This window comes from Spirillospora sp. NPDC047418 (genome assembly GCF_040643275.1).
Lineage (GTDB): Bacteria > Actinomycetota > Actinomycetes > Streptosporangiales > Streptosporangiaceae > Spirillospora.
On record NZ_JBEYTW010000080.1, the window covers coordinates 1 to 18,510 of the forward strand.

Sequence of the window (18,510 nt, forward strand, 5' to 3'; positions counted from 1 at the left end):
GCCGCGGGGCCGGCGCTGTACCGCAAGCCGGCTTGTCCCCGCGGCACCGCCGACGGCGCGCCCCCCTGCCGGCGGGCGCGCCTTCGCCGGCGTTCTCGCGCGGCGGCACGTTCCAGGGCCGAGGACCCGTCAGATGTCGACCTCGGCCCACACGACCTTGCCGCCGGTCACCGGGTCGGCGCCCCAGGAGTTCGCGAACCGGTCGACGATGAACAGGCCGCGGTGCGACTCGTCCAGCGGGCCGGGGACGGTCAGCCGGGGCAGCTGCGAGGCGCGGTCGCGGACCTCGACGCGGACGCGCCCGGTGCCGCGCAGCAGCCGGAGCTCGAGCGCGGTGCCCGCGTGCCGGACGGCGTTGGCGACGAGTTCCGCCACGATCGCGGTGACGAGCTCCTCGCGCTCCAGCAGCGCCCAGGTGCGCATGGTGCGGGCGGCGAGCCGCCGCGCGTACTCGACGGCCTCGGTCTGCGGCGCCGCGCGCAGTGTGGTCTCGGTCATCGGGTCGGTCACTCCGCCCGCTCGCCGTTCTTCATCGTGTCCCCTCACCGCCCATCGGTGCCTCCTCCGCCGGGCCCTCGATCAGGAACCGGTCGAGCCCGGTGGTGCGCAGCACGTTCTCGACCCGGCCGTAGGCGCCGGTGACGGTGAGCGTGGCGTTCTGGGCGCGCGCGTGCTTGTACGCCCGGACCAGGACGTTCAGGCCGGAGGAGTCACAGAAGTCGACCGCCGCCAGGTCGACGACCACCGCCCGCTCGCCCGCGTCCACGAGCTCGGTCAGCCGAGTGCGCAGCTCTTCGGAGGAGTGCAGGTCGATGGAGCCGCGCGCGGCGATCGTCGCGCGGCCGTCCTGTCGTGTCGTGTGCAAGGCAAGCCCCACGCCACCCCACCTTACCGATTGTTGGTCTCCATCATGACGCCCGTAGAACGATGAGGGCAATGTCGTCGTTGGACGGCTCGGGCCCGAAGTCGCGCACCGCCCGCTGGATGCGGGCGGCGACGGCGCCCGCGCTCAGCCCGGTGCAGCCGGCGAGCAGCCGTTCCAGGCCGTCCCCGTCGCCGAGCAGCCGGCTGCCCGCGCGCCGTTCGGTGACGCCGTCGGTCACGCAGAGCAGGACTTCGCCCCGGCGCAGGTCGACGGTGTCGGTCTGGAACTCCACACCGTCGAACACGCCGAGCAGCGGCTGGGCCGTGGCCGCCTCGCGCACGCCGCCGTCGGGGTCCAGGACGAGCGGCAGCGGGTGGCCGGCGCTGGTCAGCCGGATCCGCACCCCGCCGGGGCCGCGGGCCGCGATCTCGCCGTGCAGGAGGGTGAGCAGCCGGCCGCGCTCCCCCTCGCCGAGGATGAGCCGGTTCAGCCGCTTCAGCACGGCCGGGACGGACATGTCCTCGGCGGCGAGGATGCGCAGCGCGTGCCGGGCGAGGCCGGTGACGGCGGCCGCCTCGGGGCCGGTGCCGCACACGTCGCCGATGGCGAACCGCCAGCGGGACGCCGCGGCGCGCCCGCCGTGCGCGGGGCCGCTCTCGAAGACGTCGTAGAAGTCGCCGCCGACCTCGCTGCCCTCCCCCGCCGGGTCGTAGACCACCGCGACCTCCAGGCCGGGGATCTCCGGGATGCCGGGCGGCAGCAGGCTGCGCTGCAGCGCGCTGCTCATGGCGGTCTGCGCGGAGAACAGCCGGGCGTTGTCGACGGCGAGCGCGGCGCGGCGGCTGAGCTCCTCGGCGAGTTCGAGGGCGCTGCGCGGGAAGCGGTCGCCGGCCGGGCGGCCGATGACGATGGTGCCGATGCGCCGGCCGCGGGCGATCAGCGGGAAGGCGTAGACCTGGTCGGTGGCGGTGTCGCCGGCGGCGCCGCGGACCTGCCGGGGGGCGGTGGCGAGCCCGTTCCACGGGCCGGGGCCCTCCATCGGCGGGGCGGCGCCCGCGTGCTCCAGCAGTTCGCGGAGCCCGTCGGCGCGGTTCTCGTCGGCGTGCCACACGTAGGCGAGCCGGTCGGGCTCGGCCTCGGTGACGGTGTAGACGGCGCACCAGGTGGCCAGGCGCGGGACGACGAGCTGGGCGACCAGGGCCATCGTGCGCTCCTGGTCGAGGGTGCCGGCGAGCAGGTCGCTGGCCTCGGCGACGAAGCTGAGCCAGCCGCGCCAGGACCGTTCCAACTCCCCCACCCTGGCCTTCTCCAGGGAGAGCGACATCTCGTCGGCGAGCCGGCCGAGCCGCGCGCCGTCGGCCTCGTCGAACCGGCCGGGCACGGACGAGACGGCCACCAGGACGCCGGTGAGGCGGCCCTGGGACTCCAGCGGCGCGGCGGCCAGGGAGCGCGCGTGCAGGGCCGTGGCGGTCGGGTCGGCGTCGGCGGCGACCCAGGGCGAGCCGGCCCGGGCGGCGGGGGCGAGCCCGGCCACCGACAGCTCGCCGAGCGGCAGCTCGGCGGCGGTCCCGGCGGACGAGCCCATGATCATGCGTCCGTCGCGCTCGGTGAGTAGGACGGCGGCGCCCTCGGCGCCGAGGGTCTCGCGGACGGTGGCGACGCCGTCCTCCATGGCCTCCACGGCGGCCGGGGAGCGCAGCAGCCGGTCCCCGGCGACGGGGACGTCGCCCACGTCGCCGGCGAGACCGCCGTCGCGGCCCTGCGCGGCGGCGCCGTCGCGGGCCTGGTCGCCGCGGTCCCGGGCGGGCCGCTCGCCGCCCGCGCGTTCGCGGGGGGCGGGGCCGGCGGCCTCGGCCGCACCGGCGTCCTGCCCGGCGGCGGTCCCCGGTTCGGCGTCCTCGGCCGCGCCGGGCCGGGGCAGCCGGAACCAGACGCCCTTGGTGCGGCGGTCGTAGGACACGCCCCAGGACGCGGCGAGCCGCGCGATCGACGGCAGCCCGCGCCCGCTAGAGGCGGTGACGCCCGGCATCTCGATGCCGCGGGTGGGGTGCCGGTCGCGGACCTCGATCTTGATGTCGCCGTGCTCGAGCCGGCAGGAGACCTCGAACGACGTCCCGGCGTAGGCGATGGCGTTGGTGGCGAGTTCGCTGGTGGCGAGCACGGCGTCGTCGGCCGCCTCGTCCACGCCCCAGTCGGCCAGGACCTTCCGGACGAACCGGCGCGCGTCCGCCACCGCCGCGGCGGTGGACGGGAAGGTGGCCGAGGCCGTCTGCCGATCCAACCGTCATCCCTTGTTCGAAGCAGCACTGTCCGGGCACGGCCCGCCGTGGCACGACAGACCGTAACACGAAGACTACAAGCGCGGATGCACGGTAATCGACGTCTGCGCACGGTCGGCCCGCGAGCGGGCCCGGCCGCGGCCCGGCGACGTAGAGTACAGGTGCGGCCGGAAGTGGGCCCAGGGAAACCGGAAGAGGGCCCGGAGAAGGAGTCCGTGGTATCCGGATGTTCGTCGATCGCGGGCCAGGAGGATGAAGAGAATGCCGCGTACCGCGTCACGTGCCTGTCCCAACGGGTACCGCGACACCACCCCGCGCTACAGCGACGCCGATCTCGCGCCGCTGCTGAAGGCGCTCGCCGCCGTGCGGGACGGCAGGGCGAGGGACGAGCTGGACGTACCGGGCGAGGGCGCCGTGGCGGAGGCCGGGGCGATCCTGGAGGAGATCCGGCAGAACGGCCAGGACCTGGCCGCGGGGCTCAGCCGCGTCCGGCAGGAGATCGGCCGGGAGGGCAAGCTGCGCGGCCGGCTGACCCCGGGCACGCTGCGCGGCACCTGGGCGACCGCGGCCGAGGACGCCAACGCGATCATCGACAAGCTCACCGATCTGGCCACCGGGATGCACCAGGTGGTCGAGGCGGTCGCGGCCGGCGACCTGAGCCGGCGGGTGGAGCTGCGGGTGCGCGGCAGGCCGATGCGCGGCGAGCTGCTGCGGATGGCCAAGTCGGTCAACGGCATGGTCGAGCTGCTCGACCAGTTCACCTGGGAGGTCACCCAGTTCGCCCGCGAGGTCGGCACCGAGGGCCGGCTCGGCGGGCAGGCGCCGGCGCGCGGCATGACGGGCCGCTGGCGGGACGTGACGGCGTCGGTGAACGTGATGGCGTCGCGGCTGACGTCGCAGGTCCGCGACATCGCGGAGGTCACCACGGCCGTGGTGAAGGGCGACCTGACCCGCAAGGTGACGGTGGAGGCGAGCGGTGAGCTGCAGGAGCTGAAGCTCACCGTGAACACGATGGTCGACCAGCTGTCGGCGTTCGCGGACGAGGTCACCCGCGTCGCCCGCGAGGTCGGCACCGAGGGGCAGCTCGGCGGCCAGGCCCACGTGCGCGGCGTCAGCGGCGTCTGGAAGGACCTCACCGACAACGTCAACGCGATGGCGAACAACCTGACCAACCAGGTCCGCAACATCGCGCAGGTCACCACCGCCGTCGCCGACGGCGATCTCGGCAAGAAGATCACCGTCGACGCGCAGGGCGAGATCGCGCAGCTCAAGAACACGCTGAACACGATGGTCGACACCCTGTCGTCGTTCGCGGACGAGGTCACCCGCGTCGCCCGCGAGGTCGGCACCGAGGGGCGCCTCGGCGGCCAGGCGCGGGTCCCGGGCGTGAGCGGCGTGTGGAAGGACCTGACCAACAACGTCAACGGCATGGCGTCCAACCTGACGTTCCAGGTCCGCAACATCGCGCAGGTCACCACCGCCGTCGCCGAGGGCGACCTGGGCAAGAAGATCACCGTCGACGCGCAGGGCGAGATCCTCGAGCTGAAGGACACCGTGAACGGGATGGTCGACACGCTGTCGGCGTTCGCGTCCGAGGTGACGCGCGTCGCCCGCGAGGTCGGCACCGAGGGGCGCCTCGGCGGCCAGGCGGTCGTGCCGGGCGCCGGCGGGGTGTGGCTGGACCTCACCGACAACGTCAACGCGATGGCGAACAACCTGACCAACCAGGTGCGCGGGATCGCGCAGGTGACGACCGCGGTGGCGCAGGGCGACCTGACGCGCAAGATCGAGGTGGACGCGCGGGGCGAGATCCTGCAGCTCAAGGACACGCTGAACACGATGGTGGACACGCTGTCGTCGTTCGCGTCCGAGGTCAGCCGCGTCGCCCGCGAGGTCGGCACCGAGGGGCGCCTCGGCGGCCAGGCGCTCGTGCCGGGGGCCGGCGGCATGTGGAAGGACCTCACCGACAACGTCAACGGCATGGCGTCCAACCTGACCTACCAGGTCCGCAACATCTCGCAGGTGGCGACGGCGGTCGCGACCGGCGACCTGACGCGGCGCATCGACGTCGACGCGCAGGGCGAGATCCTGGAGCTGAAGACGACGCTGAACACGATGGTCGACACGCTGTCGTCGTTCGCGTCCGAGGTCACCCGCGTCGCCCGCGAGGTCGGCAGCGAGGGGCGGCTCGGCGGGCAGGCCGAGGTCGAGGGCGTGTCCGGCACCTGGAAGCGGCTGACCGAGAGCGTCAACGAGCTGGCCGGGAACCTGACCACCCAGGTCCGCGCGATCGGCGAGGTCGCCAGCGCGGTCGCCAGCGGCGACCTGACCCGGACGATCACGGTGGAGGCGCGCGGCGAGGTCGCCGAGCTGTCCGACAACGTCAACCTGATGGTCGCGACGCTCCGCGAGACGACCCGCGCCACCGAGGAGCAGGACTGGCTCAAGACCAACCTGGCGCGGATCGGCGGGCTCATGCAGGGCCACCGGGACCTGCTGCAGGTCGCCGAGCTGATCATGCGGGAGCTGACCCCGACGGCCAGCGCGCAGTACGGCGCGTTCTACCTCGCCGAGCGGGCGGGCGACGAGGCCGAGCTGGTGCTGATCGCCGGGTACGGGACGCGGCGCAGCCGCACCGGCGCGGTCCGGTTCGCGCCGGGCGAGGGCCTGGTCGGGCAGGCGGCGCAGGAGCGCCGGCCGCTGCTGATCGCGGACGCGCCGGCCGACTACGTCAAGATCGGGTCGGGCCTCGGCGAGGCGTCCCCGGTCAACATCATCGTGCTGCCGATCGTGTTCGAGGACGAGGTGCTGGGCGCGATCGAGCTGGCCTCGTTCGGCCGGTTCACCGACGTCCACCTGGCGTTCTTCAGCCAGCTGATCGAGACGATCGGGGTGACGCTGAACGCGATCCGGGCGAACGCGCGGACCGAGGCGCTGCTCGGCGAGTCGCAGCGGCTCGCCGGGGAGCTGCAGGAGCGGTCGGACGAGCTGCAGCGCCAGCAGGGCGAGCTGCGGCACTCCAACACCGAGCTGGAGGAGAAGGCGGCGCTGCTGGCCCAGCAGAACCGCGCGATCGAGATCCAGAACTTCCAGATCGAGCAGGCCCGGCGGACGCTGGAGGAGCGCGCCGAGCAGCTGGCGATCTCCTCGCGGTACAAGTCGGAGTTCCTGGCGAACATGTCGCACGAGCTGCGCACGCCGCTGAACAGCCTGCTGGTGCTGGCCAAGCTGCTGTCGGAGAACCAGAGCGGGAACCTGACCGACAAGCAGGTGGAGTTCGCGCGGACGATCCACGAGTCCGGCACCGACCTGCTGGAGCTGATCAACGACATACTGGACCTGGCGAAGGTCGAGGCGGGGAAGATGGAGGCGCACCCGCAGCGGCTGTCGGTGTCGGGGCTGGTCGACTACGTCGACGCGACGTTCCGCCCGCTGTCGGTCGACAAGGGGCTGCAGTTCGGGGTGGAGGTCGCGCCGGACGTCCCGGGCACGCTGAACACCGACGAGCAGCGGCTGCAGCAGGTGCTGCGGAACCTGCTGTCGAACGCGGTGAAGTTCACCGCCGAGGGCGAGGTGCGGCTGCTGATCGAGCGGGCCGGCGACATCGACTTCACGCTGCCCGCGCTGTGGAACACCCCGGACGTGATCGCGTTCCGGGTGATCGACACCGGGATCGGGGTCAGCGCCGACAAGCTGCAGGAGATCTTCGAGCCGTTCCAGCAGGCCGACGGGACCACGAGCCGCCGCTACGGCGGCACCGGCCTCGGCCTGTCGATCAGCCGGAACATCGCGCGGCTGCTCGGCGGGGAGATCCACGCGGAGAGCCAGCCGGGCCGCGGCAGCGTGTTCACCCTGTACCTGCCCGCCCAGTACAACGAGCGCGAGGACCGGCGGCGCCCGGCGGCGCCGGAGGAGGCGGCCGGGCACGGCGGCGCGCTCGGGGCGGGCGGCGAGCGGGGCGACGGCGGCGCGGCGCGTGCGCTGCCGGCCGCGGAGAACGGGCTGCCGGTCGAGCAGCGCCCGCCGGCCACCGAGCCCGAGCCCGCGCTGAACGGCCTCGTGGAGGAGCCTCCGGCGGACTTCCTGGACACCGCGCTGTCGGGCCGCAAGGTCCTGATCGTCGACGACGACGTCCGGAACGTGTTCGCGCTCACCAGCGTCCTCGAGGGCTACGGGATGGAGGTCCTCTACGCCGAGGACGGGCAGGCCGGGATCGACGTCCTGCACCGCAACCCGGACGTGGCCGTCGTGCTGATGGACGTCATGATGCCGGGCCTGGACGGCTACGCGACCACGGCCGCCATCAGGGAGATGCCGCAGTTCGCCGACTTGCCGATCATCGTCATCACGGCCAAGGTGATGAAGGGCGACCGGGAGAAGAGCCTCGACTCCGGCGCGTCGGACTATGTGCCGAAGCCCGTGGACGTGGACCATCTCCTTGACGTCATGAGGAACTGGCTGCAACCCTCCGTCGTCCGCTGAGGAGAGGAGACGCCGAGGCAAGTAGGGTCGCCGTGGGAGGCGTTCGGCCGTCGATGGCGGGGACCGGAATCGGAGAGGCGCGCGTGGACGACAAGGCGAAGATCCTGCTCGTGGACGACCGCGAGGAGAACCTGATCGCGCTGGAGGCCATCCTCAGCTCGCTCGACCAGGACCTGGTCCGGGCGCGGTCCGGTGAGGACGCGCTGAAGGCCCTGCTGACCGACGAGTACGCGGTCATCCTGCTGGACGTCGTCATGCCCGGCATGGACGGGTTCGAGACGGCCCGCGACATCAAGCGCCGCAAGAAGACCCGGGACCTGCCGATCATCTTCCTCACGGCGGTGAACAGCGACCCCGACTACGCGTTCCGCGGCTACGCGGCGGGCGCGGTCGACTTCATCTCCAAGCCGTTCGACCCGTGGGTGCTGCGCGCCAAGGTGTCGGTGTTCGTGGAGCTGCACACCAAGAACAAGCAGCTCCGCGACCAGACGGTCCTGCTGCGCGAGCAGGCCGCGCTGCTGCGCGAGCAGGAGAAGCGCCTGGACGAGCGGCCCGGCGCGGACGCGGGCGAGCAGGCGCGGGCCCTGCTGGAGGCGGTGGAGGAGCAGGCCGAGGCGGTCGGCAAGCAGGTCCCGCCCGCCCGCCGCGACGACTTCGACGAGCTGACCCGCCGCCTCACCGACCTGCGCCGGGCGCTGACCGGCGAGGAGCCCTCCGCGTCCTGACCGGCTCGTCCTGACCGCTCGTCCCGGCCCGCGGCGCGTCGCCCCGCGCCCGCCGGGCGGGCCGGGCGCGGGCCGCCCGGAGGTCAGGCCGACGCTTCGAGGCGCCCCCGGGCCGCGGCGATGCGGGCGAGGGTGCGGTCGCGGCCGAGGATCTCCAGGGACTCGAACAGCGGCAGGCCGACGGTGCGGCCGGTGACGGCGACGCGGACGGGCGCCTGCGTCTTGCCGAGCTTGAGGCCGTGCTCGGTGCCGATGCGCTCCAGCCGGTCCTTCAGCTCGGCGGCGTTCCAGGGGGCGTCCCGGTAGGCGGCCTCGGCGGCGGCGAGGATCGCGGCGGCCGGCCCCTTCATCGCCTTGGTCCAGGACTGCTCGTCGGACGGCGGCTCGTCCAGGAACGCGAAGTCGATCATCTGGACGATCTCCGACAGCAGCGCGACCCGGGTCTGTGCGAGCGGCGCCAGCTCGGCGAACACCGCGACGTCCACGTCGAAGGGGGCCTGCTCCAGGAAGGGCAGGCATTCGGCGATGAACTTCTCGGCGGGCAGCGCGCGGATGTACTCGCCGTTGACGGCGCGGAGCTTCTTGACGTCGAAGAACGCGGGCGAGCTGTTGACGTCCTCGATGCGGAACTCCTCGACGATCACGTCCCAGGGGACGATCTCGCGGTCGCCGGACGGGGCCCAGCCGAGCAGCATCAGGTAGTTGCGCATGGCCTCGGCGAGGTAGCCCTCGGCCCGGTAGTCCTCCAGTGCGACCTTGTCGCGGCGCTTGGACAGCTTCTGCCGCTTCTCGTTCACGATGACGGGGACGTGCGCCCAGACGGGCGGCTCGCCGCCGAGCGCCTCCCACAGCAGCTGCTGCTTGGGCGCGTTGGACAGGTGCTCCTCGCCGCGCACCACGTGGGTGATGCCCTGGCTCATGTCGTCGACCGCGTTGGCCAGCAGGAACGTGACCGACCCGTCGGCGCGGGCGATGACGAAGTCCTCCAGGACGGCGTTCTCGAAGACGGGCTTGCCGCGCAGCAGGTCGACGACGGTGGTCTGGCCCTCGTCGGGGGTGCGGAAGCGGAGGGCGCGTCCGGGGCCGGGCTCCAGGCCGCGGTCGCGGCAGAAGCCGTCGTAGCCCTTGTGCTGGTCGCCGGTGCGGGCGACGATCGCCTCCCGGTCGCAGGCGCAGTAGTAGGCGCGGCCGGCGTCCTTCAGCCGCTGGGCGGCGCCGGCGTGCTTGTCGGCGTTGGCGGACTGGAAGTAGGGGCCCTCGTACTGCTCGCCGTCCATGCCGAGCCAGGCGAGGGCGCGGATGATGCCCTCGGTCCACTCGGGGCTGTTGCGGGAGGCGTCGGTGTCCTCGATGCGCAGCACCAGCGTCCCGCCCGACTGGGCGGCCATCACCCAGTTGAACAGCGCCGAGCGGGCGCCGCCGACATGGAACATGCCAGTGGGTGACGGGGCGAAGCGTACGCGGATCGAAGCACTCGAAGACATGCCTCAAGGGTAGAGCGCACGGGCCCCCGCTCGCGCCGGGACCCGCGCGCCGCCGCGATTCAGGGCCTCCAGCGCGGGTCGCGGCCGGCCAGGCCGAGGACCCGGTCGAGCAGCGGCGCGTCCTGCGCCACGGGCACCTCCGGCCCGAACGCGCCGTACTGCCGGCTGACCTCGGCCATCGCGGCGGTCTGCGACCAGGCCGCCCGGACGGTGCCGGGCGGGAAGGCGGGCTCGCGGCCGGTGGCGACCGCGAGGTCCCAGCCGTGCAGGATGCACTCGACGAACACGATCCCGCCGATGAATCCGGCGGGCATGCCCTCCTTGGCGCCGGTGAGGCTGGTGGCGCCCTCCCACGCCGCGGGGTCCCGCCACGCCTCGGCGGTCCTGCGGGACTGCTCCTGGAACCGCTCGGCCCAGTGCGGCTCGGCGGTGAAGTCGTGGTCCTCCCCGGGCCCGGTGGGCGGCTCCTTGCGCGCGGCGGCCTCACCCCGCCCGCTCCACAGGATCAGGTGGTTCACGAGGCCCCGCACGTCCCATTCGGGGCACGGGGTGGGCGCGTCCAGCCTCGCCGCCGGTATCTCCAGGACGATCCGCGCCGCGGTCTCGGCGGCGGGGAGCATCTGGCTCCGTATGTCCATGGTCTTTTCTTCGCTCATCAGTTCGAACATGGGGCCACACTAGGAGGGAACGCGGCGCGGGTCTTGAAGAAATGCGACACAGGTAGCGTGGATCCGATGGACCGATCCCTGCCAGGCGGAACGCGCGGCATCCTGCGCCCCCGGACGGGCCTGGAGCACTTCGGCGTCGAGCGGACCGCGCCCTGTCCCGCGCTCGCCCCGTTCGTGGCGGACTTCTGGGTGCTGCGGTGGGACCTGCGGGGCGGGCCGCCGCACCGGCAGCAGGTGCTCACGCGGCCGTCCGTCCACGTCACGTTCACGAGCTACCTGACGTCCGGGGCGACGCGTGCGCGGATCGCGGGCGTGGTCCGGGACGAGTTCGTCGAGGAGATCCACGGCGCGGGCCGCGTGATCGGGGCGGCGTTCCGGCCCGGCGGGTTCAGGCCCTTCATGGACGCGCCCGCCGCCACGCTGACCGGCCGCTTCGCGGAGGTGGACGAGGTGTTCGGCGCGGCGGGGCGGGTACTCGCCGGGGAGGTCTTCGCGGCGGCGAGCGCCGCGGAGGGCGTCGCCCGGCTGGAGGAGTTCCTGGCCGGGGCGGCCCCCGGGCCCGACCCGTCGGCCGAGCGCGCCGCCTCGGTGGTCGCGCGGATCGCCGAGCGCCCCGGCCTCGTCCGGGTGGACGAGCTGGCCGCCGAGGAGGGGCTCAGCGTGCGCGGGCTGCAGCGCCTGTTCCACGAGTACGTCGGCATCAATCCGAAATGGGTGATCCGGCGGTTCCGGATGCTGGAGGCCGCCGAGCGGGCCGCGTCCGGCGCCGGCGCGGACTGGGCCGGGCTGGCCGCCGAGCTGGGCTACGCCGACCAGGCGCATTTCACCCGCGACTTCACCGCGGCGGTGGGGACGCCGCCCGCGCGGTACGCCCGGGAGGCGGGCCCCGGCGGCGTCCCTGGCAGTATCGGTACATGACCGCCCCCCTCGATCCGCTCGATCCGCTCGACCCCCTCGACGACCTGGACGCCTTCCGGAGGCTGGCGGCCGGCCGGCTCGGCGCGTTCGCGCACACGACCGTGCCCGGCGCGCCCGGCCTGCGCCGCGCCGGGGTGGTGCTGTGCGCGGTCCGGCACGAGGGCGCGCCCGCCGTCATCCTGATCAAGCGCGCCTACCAGGGCCGGAACGCGGGCCAGTGGGGGCTGCCGGGCGGGCGCCTGGAGGACGGCGAGACGCCCGAGGGCGCGGCCCTGCGGGAGCTGAACGAGGAGATCGGGCTGGCCGCCGGACCGGCCGACGTGCTCGGCCGGCTCGACGACTTCCCCGCCAGCTCGGGCTTCGCGATCACGCCGCTCGTGGTGGTGCTGGAGGATCCGGGGCCGCTCGTCCCGAACCCGGACGAGGTCCACTCCGTCCACCACACGAGCCTGCGCCGGCTGGCGGCCGAAGACACGCCGCGGTGGGTACCGCAGCCGGACGGCGGGAGCCTCCTGCAGATGCGGCTCGGCCCGAACTGGCGCGTCCACGCGCCGACCGGCGCGATGCTGTGGCAGTTCCGGGAGGTGGTGCTGCTCGGACGGCAGGTCAGGGTCGCCGACTTCATCCAGCCCGACTGGACGCGCCACTGACCGTCAGAACGTCCCGCCGTCCACGACGACGCGCTGCCCGGTGACGTAGGACGCGCCGTCCGAGACCAGGAACCGCACCACGTCGGCGACCTCCTCTGGGGAGCACACGTGCCCGTAGGGGGACGCGGCGTCGTGCCGGCGGATGTCCTCGACACCGGCCGTGGCGCGCACGAGGCGGCGGCCCATGTCGGTGTCGACGAGACCGGGCGCGACCACGTTGACGTGCATGCCGTTGCCGCGCTCCTCCTTCGCGAGGACCTGCGCGAGCGCCTCCATGGCCGCCTTGCCCATCGCGTAGGGGCCGCCGAACGCCGGCATGACGTCGGTGATCACGCTGGACACGAACACGATGTCGGCGCGCTCGGCGCGGCGCAGCAGCGGCAGCAGCGCCCGGCTGACGTGGTGGGGCCCGAACGCGTGCACGCGCATGACCCGCTCCAGTTCGGCGGGGTCGGTGTCGGCGACGCTGTGGCCGCGGCTGGCGATCCCGGCGCTGTGCACGAGGATGTCCACCGCGCCGAGTTCCGCCTCGGCCCGCGCGGCCAGGCCCGCGCACTCGTCCGCGCTGTCGACCGAGGCGCGGAACGCGCGGGCCTCCACACCGGCGGCCTCGATGTCGGCGACGGTCTTGCGGGCCGCCTCCTCGTCGCGCCGGTAGGCGATGCCCACCCGCGCCCCGTCGGCGGCCAGGGCGAGCGCGACGGCCCGCCCGATCCCCCGGCTGCCTCCGGTGACGAGAGCGGTACGGCCGGCGAGAGGGCTCATGGGGGGCACTCCTTCGTCAGGGATCGCTTACAACGGTCCCATCCTGCACGTTCGCGGCCGTTCACCGGAAGCGCCCCGGCGTCCGCTGCTCCCGGGGGGTCAGCGGGCGAGGGCGCGGAGCCAGGCCGCGGCGGTGTCGAGGTGCTCGTCGGTCAGGCCGGTCAGCGGGTCGATCTCCACGAGCAGGTGCTCGGCGACGCCGGGTTCGCCGGCGATGCACTCGGTGGCGTCGGGCTCGTCCTCGAACCAGACGAACGGGCGGCTCTCGGCCCACACGGCCACGTGGCGGGCCTTCCAGGCGCCGAGCGACCGGCCCTCCTCGCCGCCGGGGTAATGCGGGATGGGGACGAAGGGCAGTTCCGGCAGCCCGACCCTGGGCGCGATCCACGCGTTGGCGTTGTCGCACCAGTAGCTCGCCCAGGCCAGTTCCGCCCCCGTCGATTCGGCGAGTTCGAGCAGGGCCGGGCCGTGGGCCCGGTTGAGCCACAGCCGGAACATCCTGCCGTCGGGCGAGCACCTATGCCGTTTGAAACCGCTATGGGGCCTTTCGAATGGATTGAGAACTCCGTCGACGTCCAGCAGCACCACAGGCGACCCCATACACCGGACGGTACGTCATCGGCGCCCCGCCGTCGAAGGTCGTTTCCCGGTGCCGGAGTCATAGAGGGCGTTCGGCTGGGCATCCTCCGGTCATGTGCCGCCTTTTCGGTATGACGACCGGCAGAGCGCGCGTCCGCGCCACGTTCTGGCTGCTGGACGCGCCGCTCAGCCTCAGCCTGCAGAGCCGCCGCATGCCGGACGGAACGGGGCTCGGCTGGTTCTCGCTCGGCGAGGAGCCCGTCCGCGACCGCGCCCCCATCGCCGCGTTCAAGGACGCCGACTTCAACGCCGAGGCGCGCCACGTCGTCTCCCACACCTACGTCTCCCACGTCCGCTACGCGTCGACGGGAGCGGTCGACGTGCACAATTCGCACCCGTTCGTCATGGACGACAGGCTGTTCGCCCACAACGGCGTGGTGCGCGACCTCGACGTCCTCGACTCGTGGCTCACCGACGTGGACCGGGCGCTCATGCAGGGGCAGACCGACTCCGAACTGGTCTTCGCCTACATCACGGCGGAGATCCGGCGGCACGGCGACACCACCGCCGGGCTGATCGCGGCCGTCCGGCGCATCGCCGCCGAACTGCCCGTCTTCGCCCTCAACGTGCTGCTGGCCGAATCGGGCCGGCTGTGGGCGCTGCGCTATCCGGAGACCCATGAGCTCTGGGTGCACTCGCCGCAGCTGGGCGAACCCGGCGACACCCGGCATCTGGACTCCGACCGCGAGCCCGGCCACGTGCGGGTGGCGTCGCACCGGGAGCCGTGCTTCGCGCACGTGGTGGCCAGCGAGCGCATGGACGACCACACCGGCTGGCGGCTCCTCGCACCGGGCGAACTGCTCATGGTGGACGGCACGAACGCGGCCTCCCAGTTCCCGTTCGACCCGCCGGCGCGGCCGCTGACGGTCGCCGACCTCTCCCCGGCGGAGTCCACGTCCCAGACCTGATCGACTCCGGCCTTCGGGACGTAGGGTGGACGGCCGAACCCTTGAGGAGCCCGGATGACGCACGAACTCACGCTGATGGCCGTCCACGCCCACCCCGACGACGAGGTCCTCGGGACCGGCGGGCTGCTCGCCCGCAGCGCCGCCGAGGGCATCCGGACGGTCCTGGTCACCTGCACCAACGGGGAGCAGGGCGACGACTCCGGCGGAGTGAAACCCGGCGAGCCCGGCCACGACGCCGAGGAGGTCGCGCGGCGCCGCCTCGGCGAGCTGCGCGAGTCGGCGGGCCTGCTCGACATCGGCCACCTCGAGCTGCTCGGCTACCGCGACTCCGGCATGGACGGCTGGGACGCCAACGACGATCCGCGCGCGTTCGCGAACGTCCCCCTCGACGAGTCCGCCGGGCGGCTGGCCGAGCTGATGGAGCGCTACCGCCCGCAGGTCGTCGTCACCTACGACGAGAACGGCGGCTACGGGCACCCCGACCACATCCAGGCGCACCGCATCGCGCTGGCCGCCGCCGAGAAGAGCGGCGTGCCCGACAAGCTGTACTACACCGCCATTCCCCGCTCGGGCATCAAGCAGATGTTCGACGCCGTCCGGGAGTCGGGCGTGGAGATCGACTTCGACCCGCCGGACGACTTCGGCACCCCGGACGAGCTGATCACCAGCGTGGTGGACGTGTCCGCGCACGTGGACGCCAAGCGCAAGGCCCTGGAGGCGCACGCCAGCCAGGGCGAGAACATCTTCCTGCTGCGGATGCCGGAGGAGATGCAGCGGGCGGCGTTCTCGTTCGAGGCGTTCGTCCGCCACTTCTGCCGCATCGAGGCCCCCGGCAAGGAGGAGGACCTCTTCGCCGGCCTCAGGTAGCGCGCCGCCGCGCCCGGTAGTGGTCGAGGACGTCCTGCCGCAGCAGGTACCCGAACCCCGCCCGCTCCAGGCGCAGCGCCAGCGCCGCCTCGTCGGTGCCGAGCGCGGCGGCGGCGGCGCTCAGCCGCCAGTCGTGCCCGGCGAGCCGGCCGAGCAGGTGGCCGCGCCGCACCTGCGCGTCGGACAGCCGGAACGACTTCAGGTACGCGACGCGGCCGTCCCCGCCGGTGATCGCCTCGCCGATGTGGTTCTCCTCGCGCAGCGCGAACGACGGCAGGAACCGTGTGAGCTCGAATCCGCGCAGGTGCTGGACGACCTGGCGGGATCCGCCCGCGTCGAACAGCCGCCCCGCCATGACCGCGTCGTGGAACGACGCCCACTCCTCCCGGCGGACCTCCGCCGCCGCGCGCAGGTCCTCCAGGGAGCGGATCCCGGTGTCGTCGATGCGTGCGGACAGGTCGCCGGCGGGCGCGCCGAGCAGGCCGTACATGTAGATCAGCTCACCGAAGAGGTCCTCGACGAGGGTCGGGTGCAGGGCCCGGTAGTCGTCGGGATGGGGGACGGCGAACGCGCTCGCCAGCGCGTCCGCGACGTAGACCATGACCCCGCACTGCCGGGGATGGATCTCGAAGATCCGGAGCGCGTCCTCCAGTCCGCGCACCCGGAGCCCGGCATAGGTCTCCTCGCAGCGCGGCGAGAGGCCGCGCGCGACGGCCCTGCGCGACCATTCCTCCCAGGCGATCCCGGGGCCGCCGAAGTGCAGCGCGAGATACCCCTCGACGGCCAGGTGGAGGGGCAGGAACCGGAGCCTGTCCCTGCCGGCCTTCCGCGCCATGCGCCGTGTCGTCCGTACCGCGATGCGCGGCGGGGCGTCCCCGGAACCGGGCTCCAGAAGCCGCGTTCCGTAGGAGGCCGCCGGTGTCTGGTCGGCGTCGCTCCAGCTCGCCACGAACGCGTGCGGGACGAACGAGACATAGGCGGCGTCTCCCACGTCCACGATCGTCACCGGCTCCCGGTACACCTTCCGGTGCAGCCGCAGATGGGGGACGGGCTCGCGCCGGATGAGCGGAACGAGCCGCACCGACCCCCACACCTGCGCCGGGCCCGTCTCCAGGCCGTCCAGCGAGAGGCTCATGGTGATGCTCCGAGGAAGCGGGCGGCCCGGTCGTCGAGGTGGGCCCGGAGGTCGCCGAGCCCGACCCGCCCCTCGGCGAACCTGGCCAGCTCGACGAGCGTGGGCAGGTTCTCGGCGTCGCGGATCCCCGCCGTCGGAACGCCCGGAGCGAGCCGCCGCACGTCGAAGCCGCCGGCGTCGTACACCGGGTTGAGATGGACGATCAGCACCCGCCGGCCGGGGTCGAGGCGCGTCCGCCAGATGCGCAGGACGTCCGCCGCGAGGCCGGGCGGCGCGTTGTCCCAGCCGTCCGAGACGATGAGGAGCCGCTCGGGAGCGGTGTCCAGCGCGTCGACGATCCGCAGGCCGAGCGGTGTCGGCCCGGACGGGTGGAGCAGCAGTTCATCGGCGCGTCCCGACGTCCACAGCGGCGTGTACTCCTGCGCGAGCGCCTCCAGCAGGTAGTGCGCGGCGAGCGAGACCGCCAGCGGGCGGCGCCGCTTCTCCCCCGACCCGAGCGAGGAGTAGCTGTCGTCGAGCACCGCGGCGACCCTCCCCCACGACCCGCGCGCCGGCCCGGCCACCCGCCGCGCGGCCGTGCGCATCGCCTGCGACAGCTGCGCCCGGCGTTCGGCCCGCTCGTCCAGCGGCAGGGACAGCACGTAGGACGCGAGCCTGGTCAGCGGCATCCTCCCCAGGTCGGCCTCCACGCCGCCGCCCTGCAGGCGCAGCCGTTCCAGCCGCGTCATCCGGTGCTCGATGCGCTCCAGGAACACCTCGCGCGGAATCCGGTGCCTGGCCGCGAAGCCCTCGGCGACCGTGTACGGAAGCCCGTAGACCGCGGCCTGCTCGTAGTGCGCCCTCCGCCACTGCTCGAAGATCGGCGTCCGGAACGACTTCACGCTGTGCGGCGCGAACAGGAAGTCGTGCTGCTCCTTCTCGAGCCGCAGGTGCGCGTGCCGGGCGGCGTCCCGGACCGCGCCCCGGTACTTCACGAAGTCGAACGCGGGGTCGCGGCGCCCGGCCATCCAGTCGCGGATGATGGCGCGCGTCCGCCGGTTGTTCACCCCGAGCCGGCGCAGTTCGCGGAAGACCCGGTGGACGCGCTGCTGCGGCATCCGCTCCAGCCGGCGCGCGATCAGCAGCCCCTCCCGCCTGCGCTGCCCGACCCCGGCCTCGCCGGCCCGCACCAGCAGGTTCCGGATGATGAGCGCCGCGTTGTGGTCGTTGACGTCCAGCGCGAGGGCGGCCGCGTAGACCTCCCGGTAATTCGCCAGCATGTACTCGTGCAGGAAATCGAGGCTGAGGCTCTGCTCCCCCGCGTCGTGGTGGAATTCCCGCTGCCCGGTCGACGTGATCGCCGCGTTGACGAACATCAGCACGTCCTCGCACGCGACGAGGTCCGCGAACGTCTCGCTCATCATTTCCCAGGGTCGGTCGGGGGCGTTCGGGGAGTGAAAGGCGCCGGCCGGGGAAGGAGGGCGCGAGCAGCGAATCATCACTTCATAGGTGGGTTCCGGAAGTCGCACCGAAGTCCCGCGGCCGGCCATCGAACCGTAACACCGTGACCGGTTCCGCGGCCTTTCATTAAGGGCGGATCAACTGCCGCGGATCACGGCGGGGTCGATGAGCCAGTGGTTCGCCCGCAGGTGTTCGCCGGCGAAGAGGACCTCTTCCTCCGCGACGAAGGTGAAGCCCAGGGAGCGGCAGATGCCGTTCGACGGGCCGTTCGTCACCCCCGGGAACGCATGGACGAGGCCCCAGCGGCCATCGTCGCCGGCGGCTTCGAGGACCGTGCGGACGGCCTGTTTGGCGACGCCCCGGCCCTGCCATTCGGGCAGGACCATCCACCCGATCTCGGAGAACGTCCCGCCGTCCTTGGCATGGGACCAGAGCGACACCGTCCCGGCGACGGCGGCCGGATCGCCGGCGGGGACGAGCATCTTGATCCAGGCCCTGCCGGCCGCGGCGTCGGCGGCGTCCCGGGCGACCTTGGCGGCCATGCCCTCCCGGGGCAGCGGGCCGCCGAGCTCGGCCATCATGACCGGGTCGCAGCGCATCCGGACGTAGGCGTCGAGGTCGCCGGGTCCTACGTCGCGCAGCCGCATCGGCGCGTCCATGGCGCCGATCCTCTCAGATGATCGCC

Annotated in this window: 16 protein-coding genes; 6 read left to right on the top strand and 10 right to left on the bottom strand. The window is 73.3% G+C overall.

Going from position 1 to position 18,510, the window contains the following annotated elements:
* Positions 1 to 129 precede the first annotated feature (129 nt).
* Genes ABZ806_RS34280 through ABZ806_RS34290 form a run of 3 tightly spaced genes read right to left on the bottom strand, consistent with a single transcriptional unit; the run spans position 130 to position 3,146 of the window.
* A complete protein-coding gene (locus tag ABZ806_RS34280) occupies positions 130 to 498 on the bottom strand; it encodes an ATP-binding protein (RefSeq protein WP_500221618.1) in 369 nt (122 codons plus the stop codon).
* 31 nt (positions 499 to 529) lie between these two features.
* Positions 530 to 877 (bottom strand): STAS domain-containing protein, encoded by a 348-nt coding sequence (locus tag ABZ806_RS34285; RefSeq protein WP_131938971.1) that lies wholly within the window; start codon positions 875 to 877, stop codon positions 530 to 532.
* Positions 878 to 908: 31 nt separating this feature from the next.
* Entirely contained in the window at positions 909 to 3,146 is a 2,238-nt protein-coding gene (locus ABZ806_RS34290) for a SpoIIE family protein phosphatase (protein WP_500221621.1), read from the bottom strand.
* 259 nt (positions 3,147 to 3,405) lie between these two features.
* Between ABZ806_RS34290 and ABZ806_RS34295 the strand changes: the two genes are divergently transcribed.
* Entirely contained in the window at positions 3,406 to 7,626 is a 4,221-nt protein-coding gene (locus ABZ806_RS34295) for a hybrid sensor histidine kinase/response regulator (RefSeq protein ID WP_500221623.1), read from the top strand.
* An 83-nt stretch (positions 7,627 to 7,709) separates the two neighbouring features.
* Positions 7,710 to 8,351: a response regulator gene (locus ABZ806_RS34300; RefSeq protein ID WP_500221625.1), complete on the top strand. Its 642-nt coding sequence runs from the start codon at positions 7,710 to 7,712 to the stop codon at positions 8,349 to 8,351.
* 83 nt (positions 8,352 to 8,434) lie between these two features.
* Here ABZ806_RS34300 and gltX read toward each other — a convergent pair whose 3' ends face one another.
* Positions 8,435 to 9,835 (bottom strand): glutamate--tRNA ligase, encoded by a 1,401-nt coding sequence (gene gltX / locus ABZ806_RS34305; RefSeq protein WP_500221627.1) that lies wholly within the window; start codon positions 9,833 to 9,835, stop codon positions 8,435 to 8,437.
* 59 nt (positions 9,836 to 9,894) lie between these two features.
* Positions 9,895 to 10,491, bottom strand: a complete 597-nt coding sequence (locus ABZ806_RS34310; RefSeq protein ID WP_500221628.1) for a TIGR03086 family metal-binding protein — start codon at positions 10,489 to 10,491, stop codon at positions 9,895 to 9,897.
* 78 nt (positions 10,492 to 10,569) lie between these two features.
* Between ABZ806_RS34310 and ABZ806_RS34315 the strand changes: the two genes are divergently transcribed.
* Together ABZ806_RS34315 and ABZ806_RS34320 are read left to right on the top strand one after the other, a co-directional pair.
* Positions 10,570 to 11,421 (top strand): DUF6597 domain-containing transcriptional factor, encoded by an 852-nt coding sequence (locus tag ABZ806_RS34315; RefSeq protein ID WP_500221630.1) that lies wholly within the window; start codon positions 10,570 to 10,572, stop codon positions 11,419 to 11,421.
* Entirely contained in the window at positions 11,418 to 12,071 is a 654-nt protein-coding gene (locus ABZ806_RS34320; protein ID WP_500221632.1) for an NUDIX hydrolase, read from the top strand. The genes ABZ806_RS34315 and ABZ806_RS34320 overlap by 4 nt, the downstream gene beginning before the upstream one ends.
* A gap of 3 nt (positions 12,072 to 12,074) precedes the next feature.
* On the opposite strand, the gene ABZ806_RS34325 is transcribed toward ABZ806_RS34320, so the two are convergent.
* Both ABZ806_RS34325 and ABZ806_RS34330 read right to left on the bottom strand, forming a co-directional pair.
* A complete protein-coding gene (locus tag ABZ806_RS34325; protein ID WP_500221634.1) occupies positions 12,075 to 12,836 on the bottom strand; it encodes an SDR family NAD(P)-dependent oxidoreductase in 762 nt (253 codons plus the stop codon).
* A gap of 99 nt (positions 12,837 to 12,935) precedes the next feature.
* Positions 12,936 to 13,436, bottom strand: a complete 501-nt coding sequence (locus tag ABZ806_RS34330; RefSeq protein ID WP_500221635.1) for an HAD domain-containing protein — start codon at positions 13,434 to 13,436, stop codon at positions 12,936 to 12,938.
* Positions 13,437 to 13,528: 92 nt separating this feature from the next.
* Between ABZ806_RS34330 and ABZ806_RS34335 the strand changes: the two genes are divergently transcribed.
* Both ABZ806_RS34335 and ABZ806_RS34340 read left to right on the top strand, forming a co-directional pair.
* Positions 13,529 to 14,383 (top strand): class II glutamine amidotransferase, encoded by an 855-nt coding sequence (locus ABZ806_RS34335; RefSeq protein WP_500221637.1) that lies wholly within the window; start codon positions 13,529 to 13,531, stop codon positions 14,381 to 14,383.
* 54 nt (positions 14,384 to 14,437) lie between these two features.
* Positions 14,438 to 15,250, top strand: a complete 813-nt coding sequence (locus ABZ806_RS34340; protein WP_500221639.1) for a PIG-L family deacetylase — start codon at positions 14,438 to 14,440, stop codon at positions 15,248 to 15,250.
* Here the strand turns inward: ABZ806_RS34340 and ABZ806_RS34345 are convergent.
* The 3 genes from ABZ806_RS34345 to ABZ806_RS34355 all read right to left on the bottom strand — a co-directional run bounded on the left by ABZ806_RS34345 (position 15,243) and on the right by ABZ806_RS34355 (position 18,484).
* Positions 15,243 to 16,385, bottom strand: a complete 1,143-nt coding sequence (locus ABZ806_RS34345; RefSeq protein ID WP_500221641.1) for an ARPP-2 domain-containing protein — start codon at positions 16,383 to 16,385, stop codon at positions 15,243 to 15,245. The two genes, ABZ806_RS34340 and ABZ806_RS34345, sit on opposite strands and share 8 nt — an antisense overlap.
* The gene (locus tag ABZ806_RS34350) at positions 16,382 to 17,785 is read right to left on the bottom strand and encodes a hypothetical protein (RefSeq protein ID WP_500221643.1); all 1,404 of its coding nucleotides are present in this window, start codon (positions 17,783 to 17,785) and stop codon (positions 16,382 to 16,384) included. The genes ABZ806_RS34345 and ABZ806_RS34350 overlap by 4 nt, the downstream gene beginning before the upstream one ends.
* A gap of 177 nt (positions 17,786 to 17,962) precedes the next feature.
* Complete coding sequence (locus tag ABZ806_RS34355; protein ID WP_500221644.1) at positions 17,963 to 18,484, bottom strand: GNAT family N-acetyltransferase; 522 nt, start codon at positions 18,482 to 18,484, stop codon at positions 17,963 to 17,965.
* Positions 18,485 to 18,510: the final 26 nt, after the last annotated feature.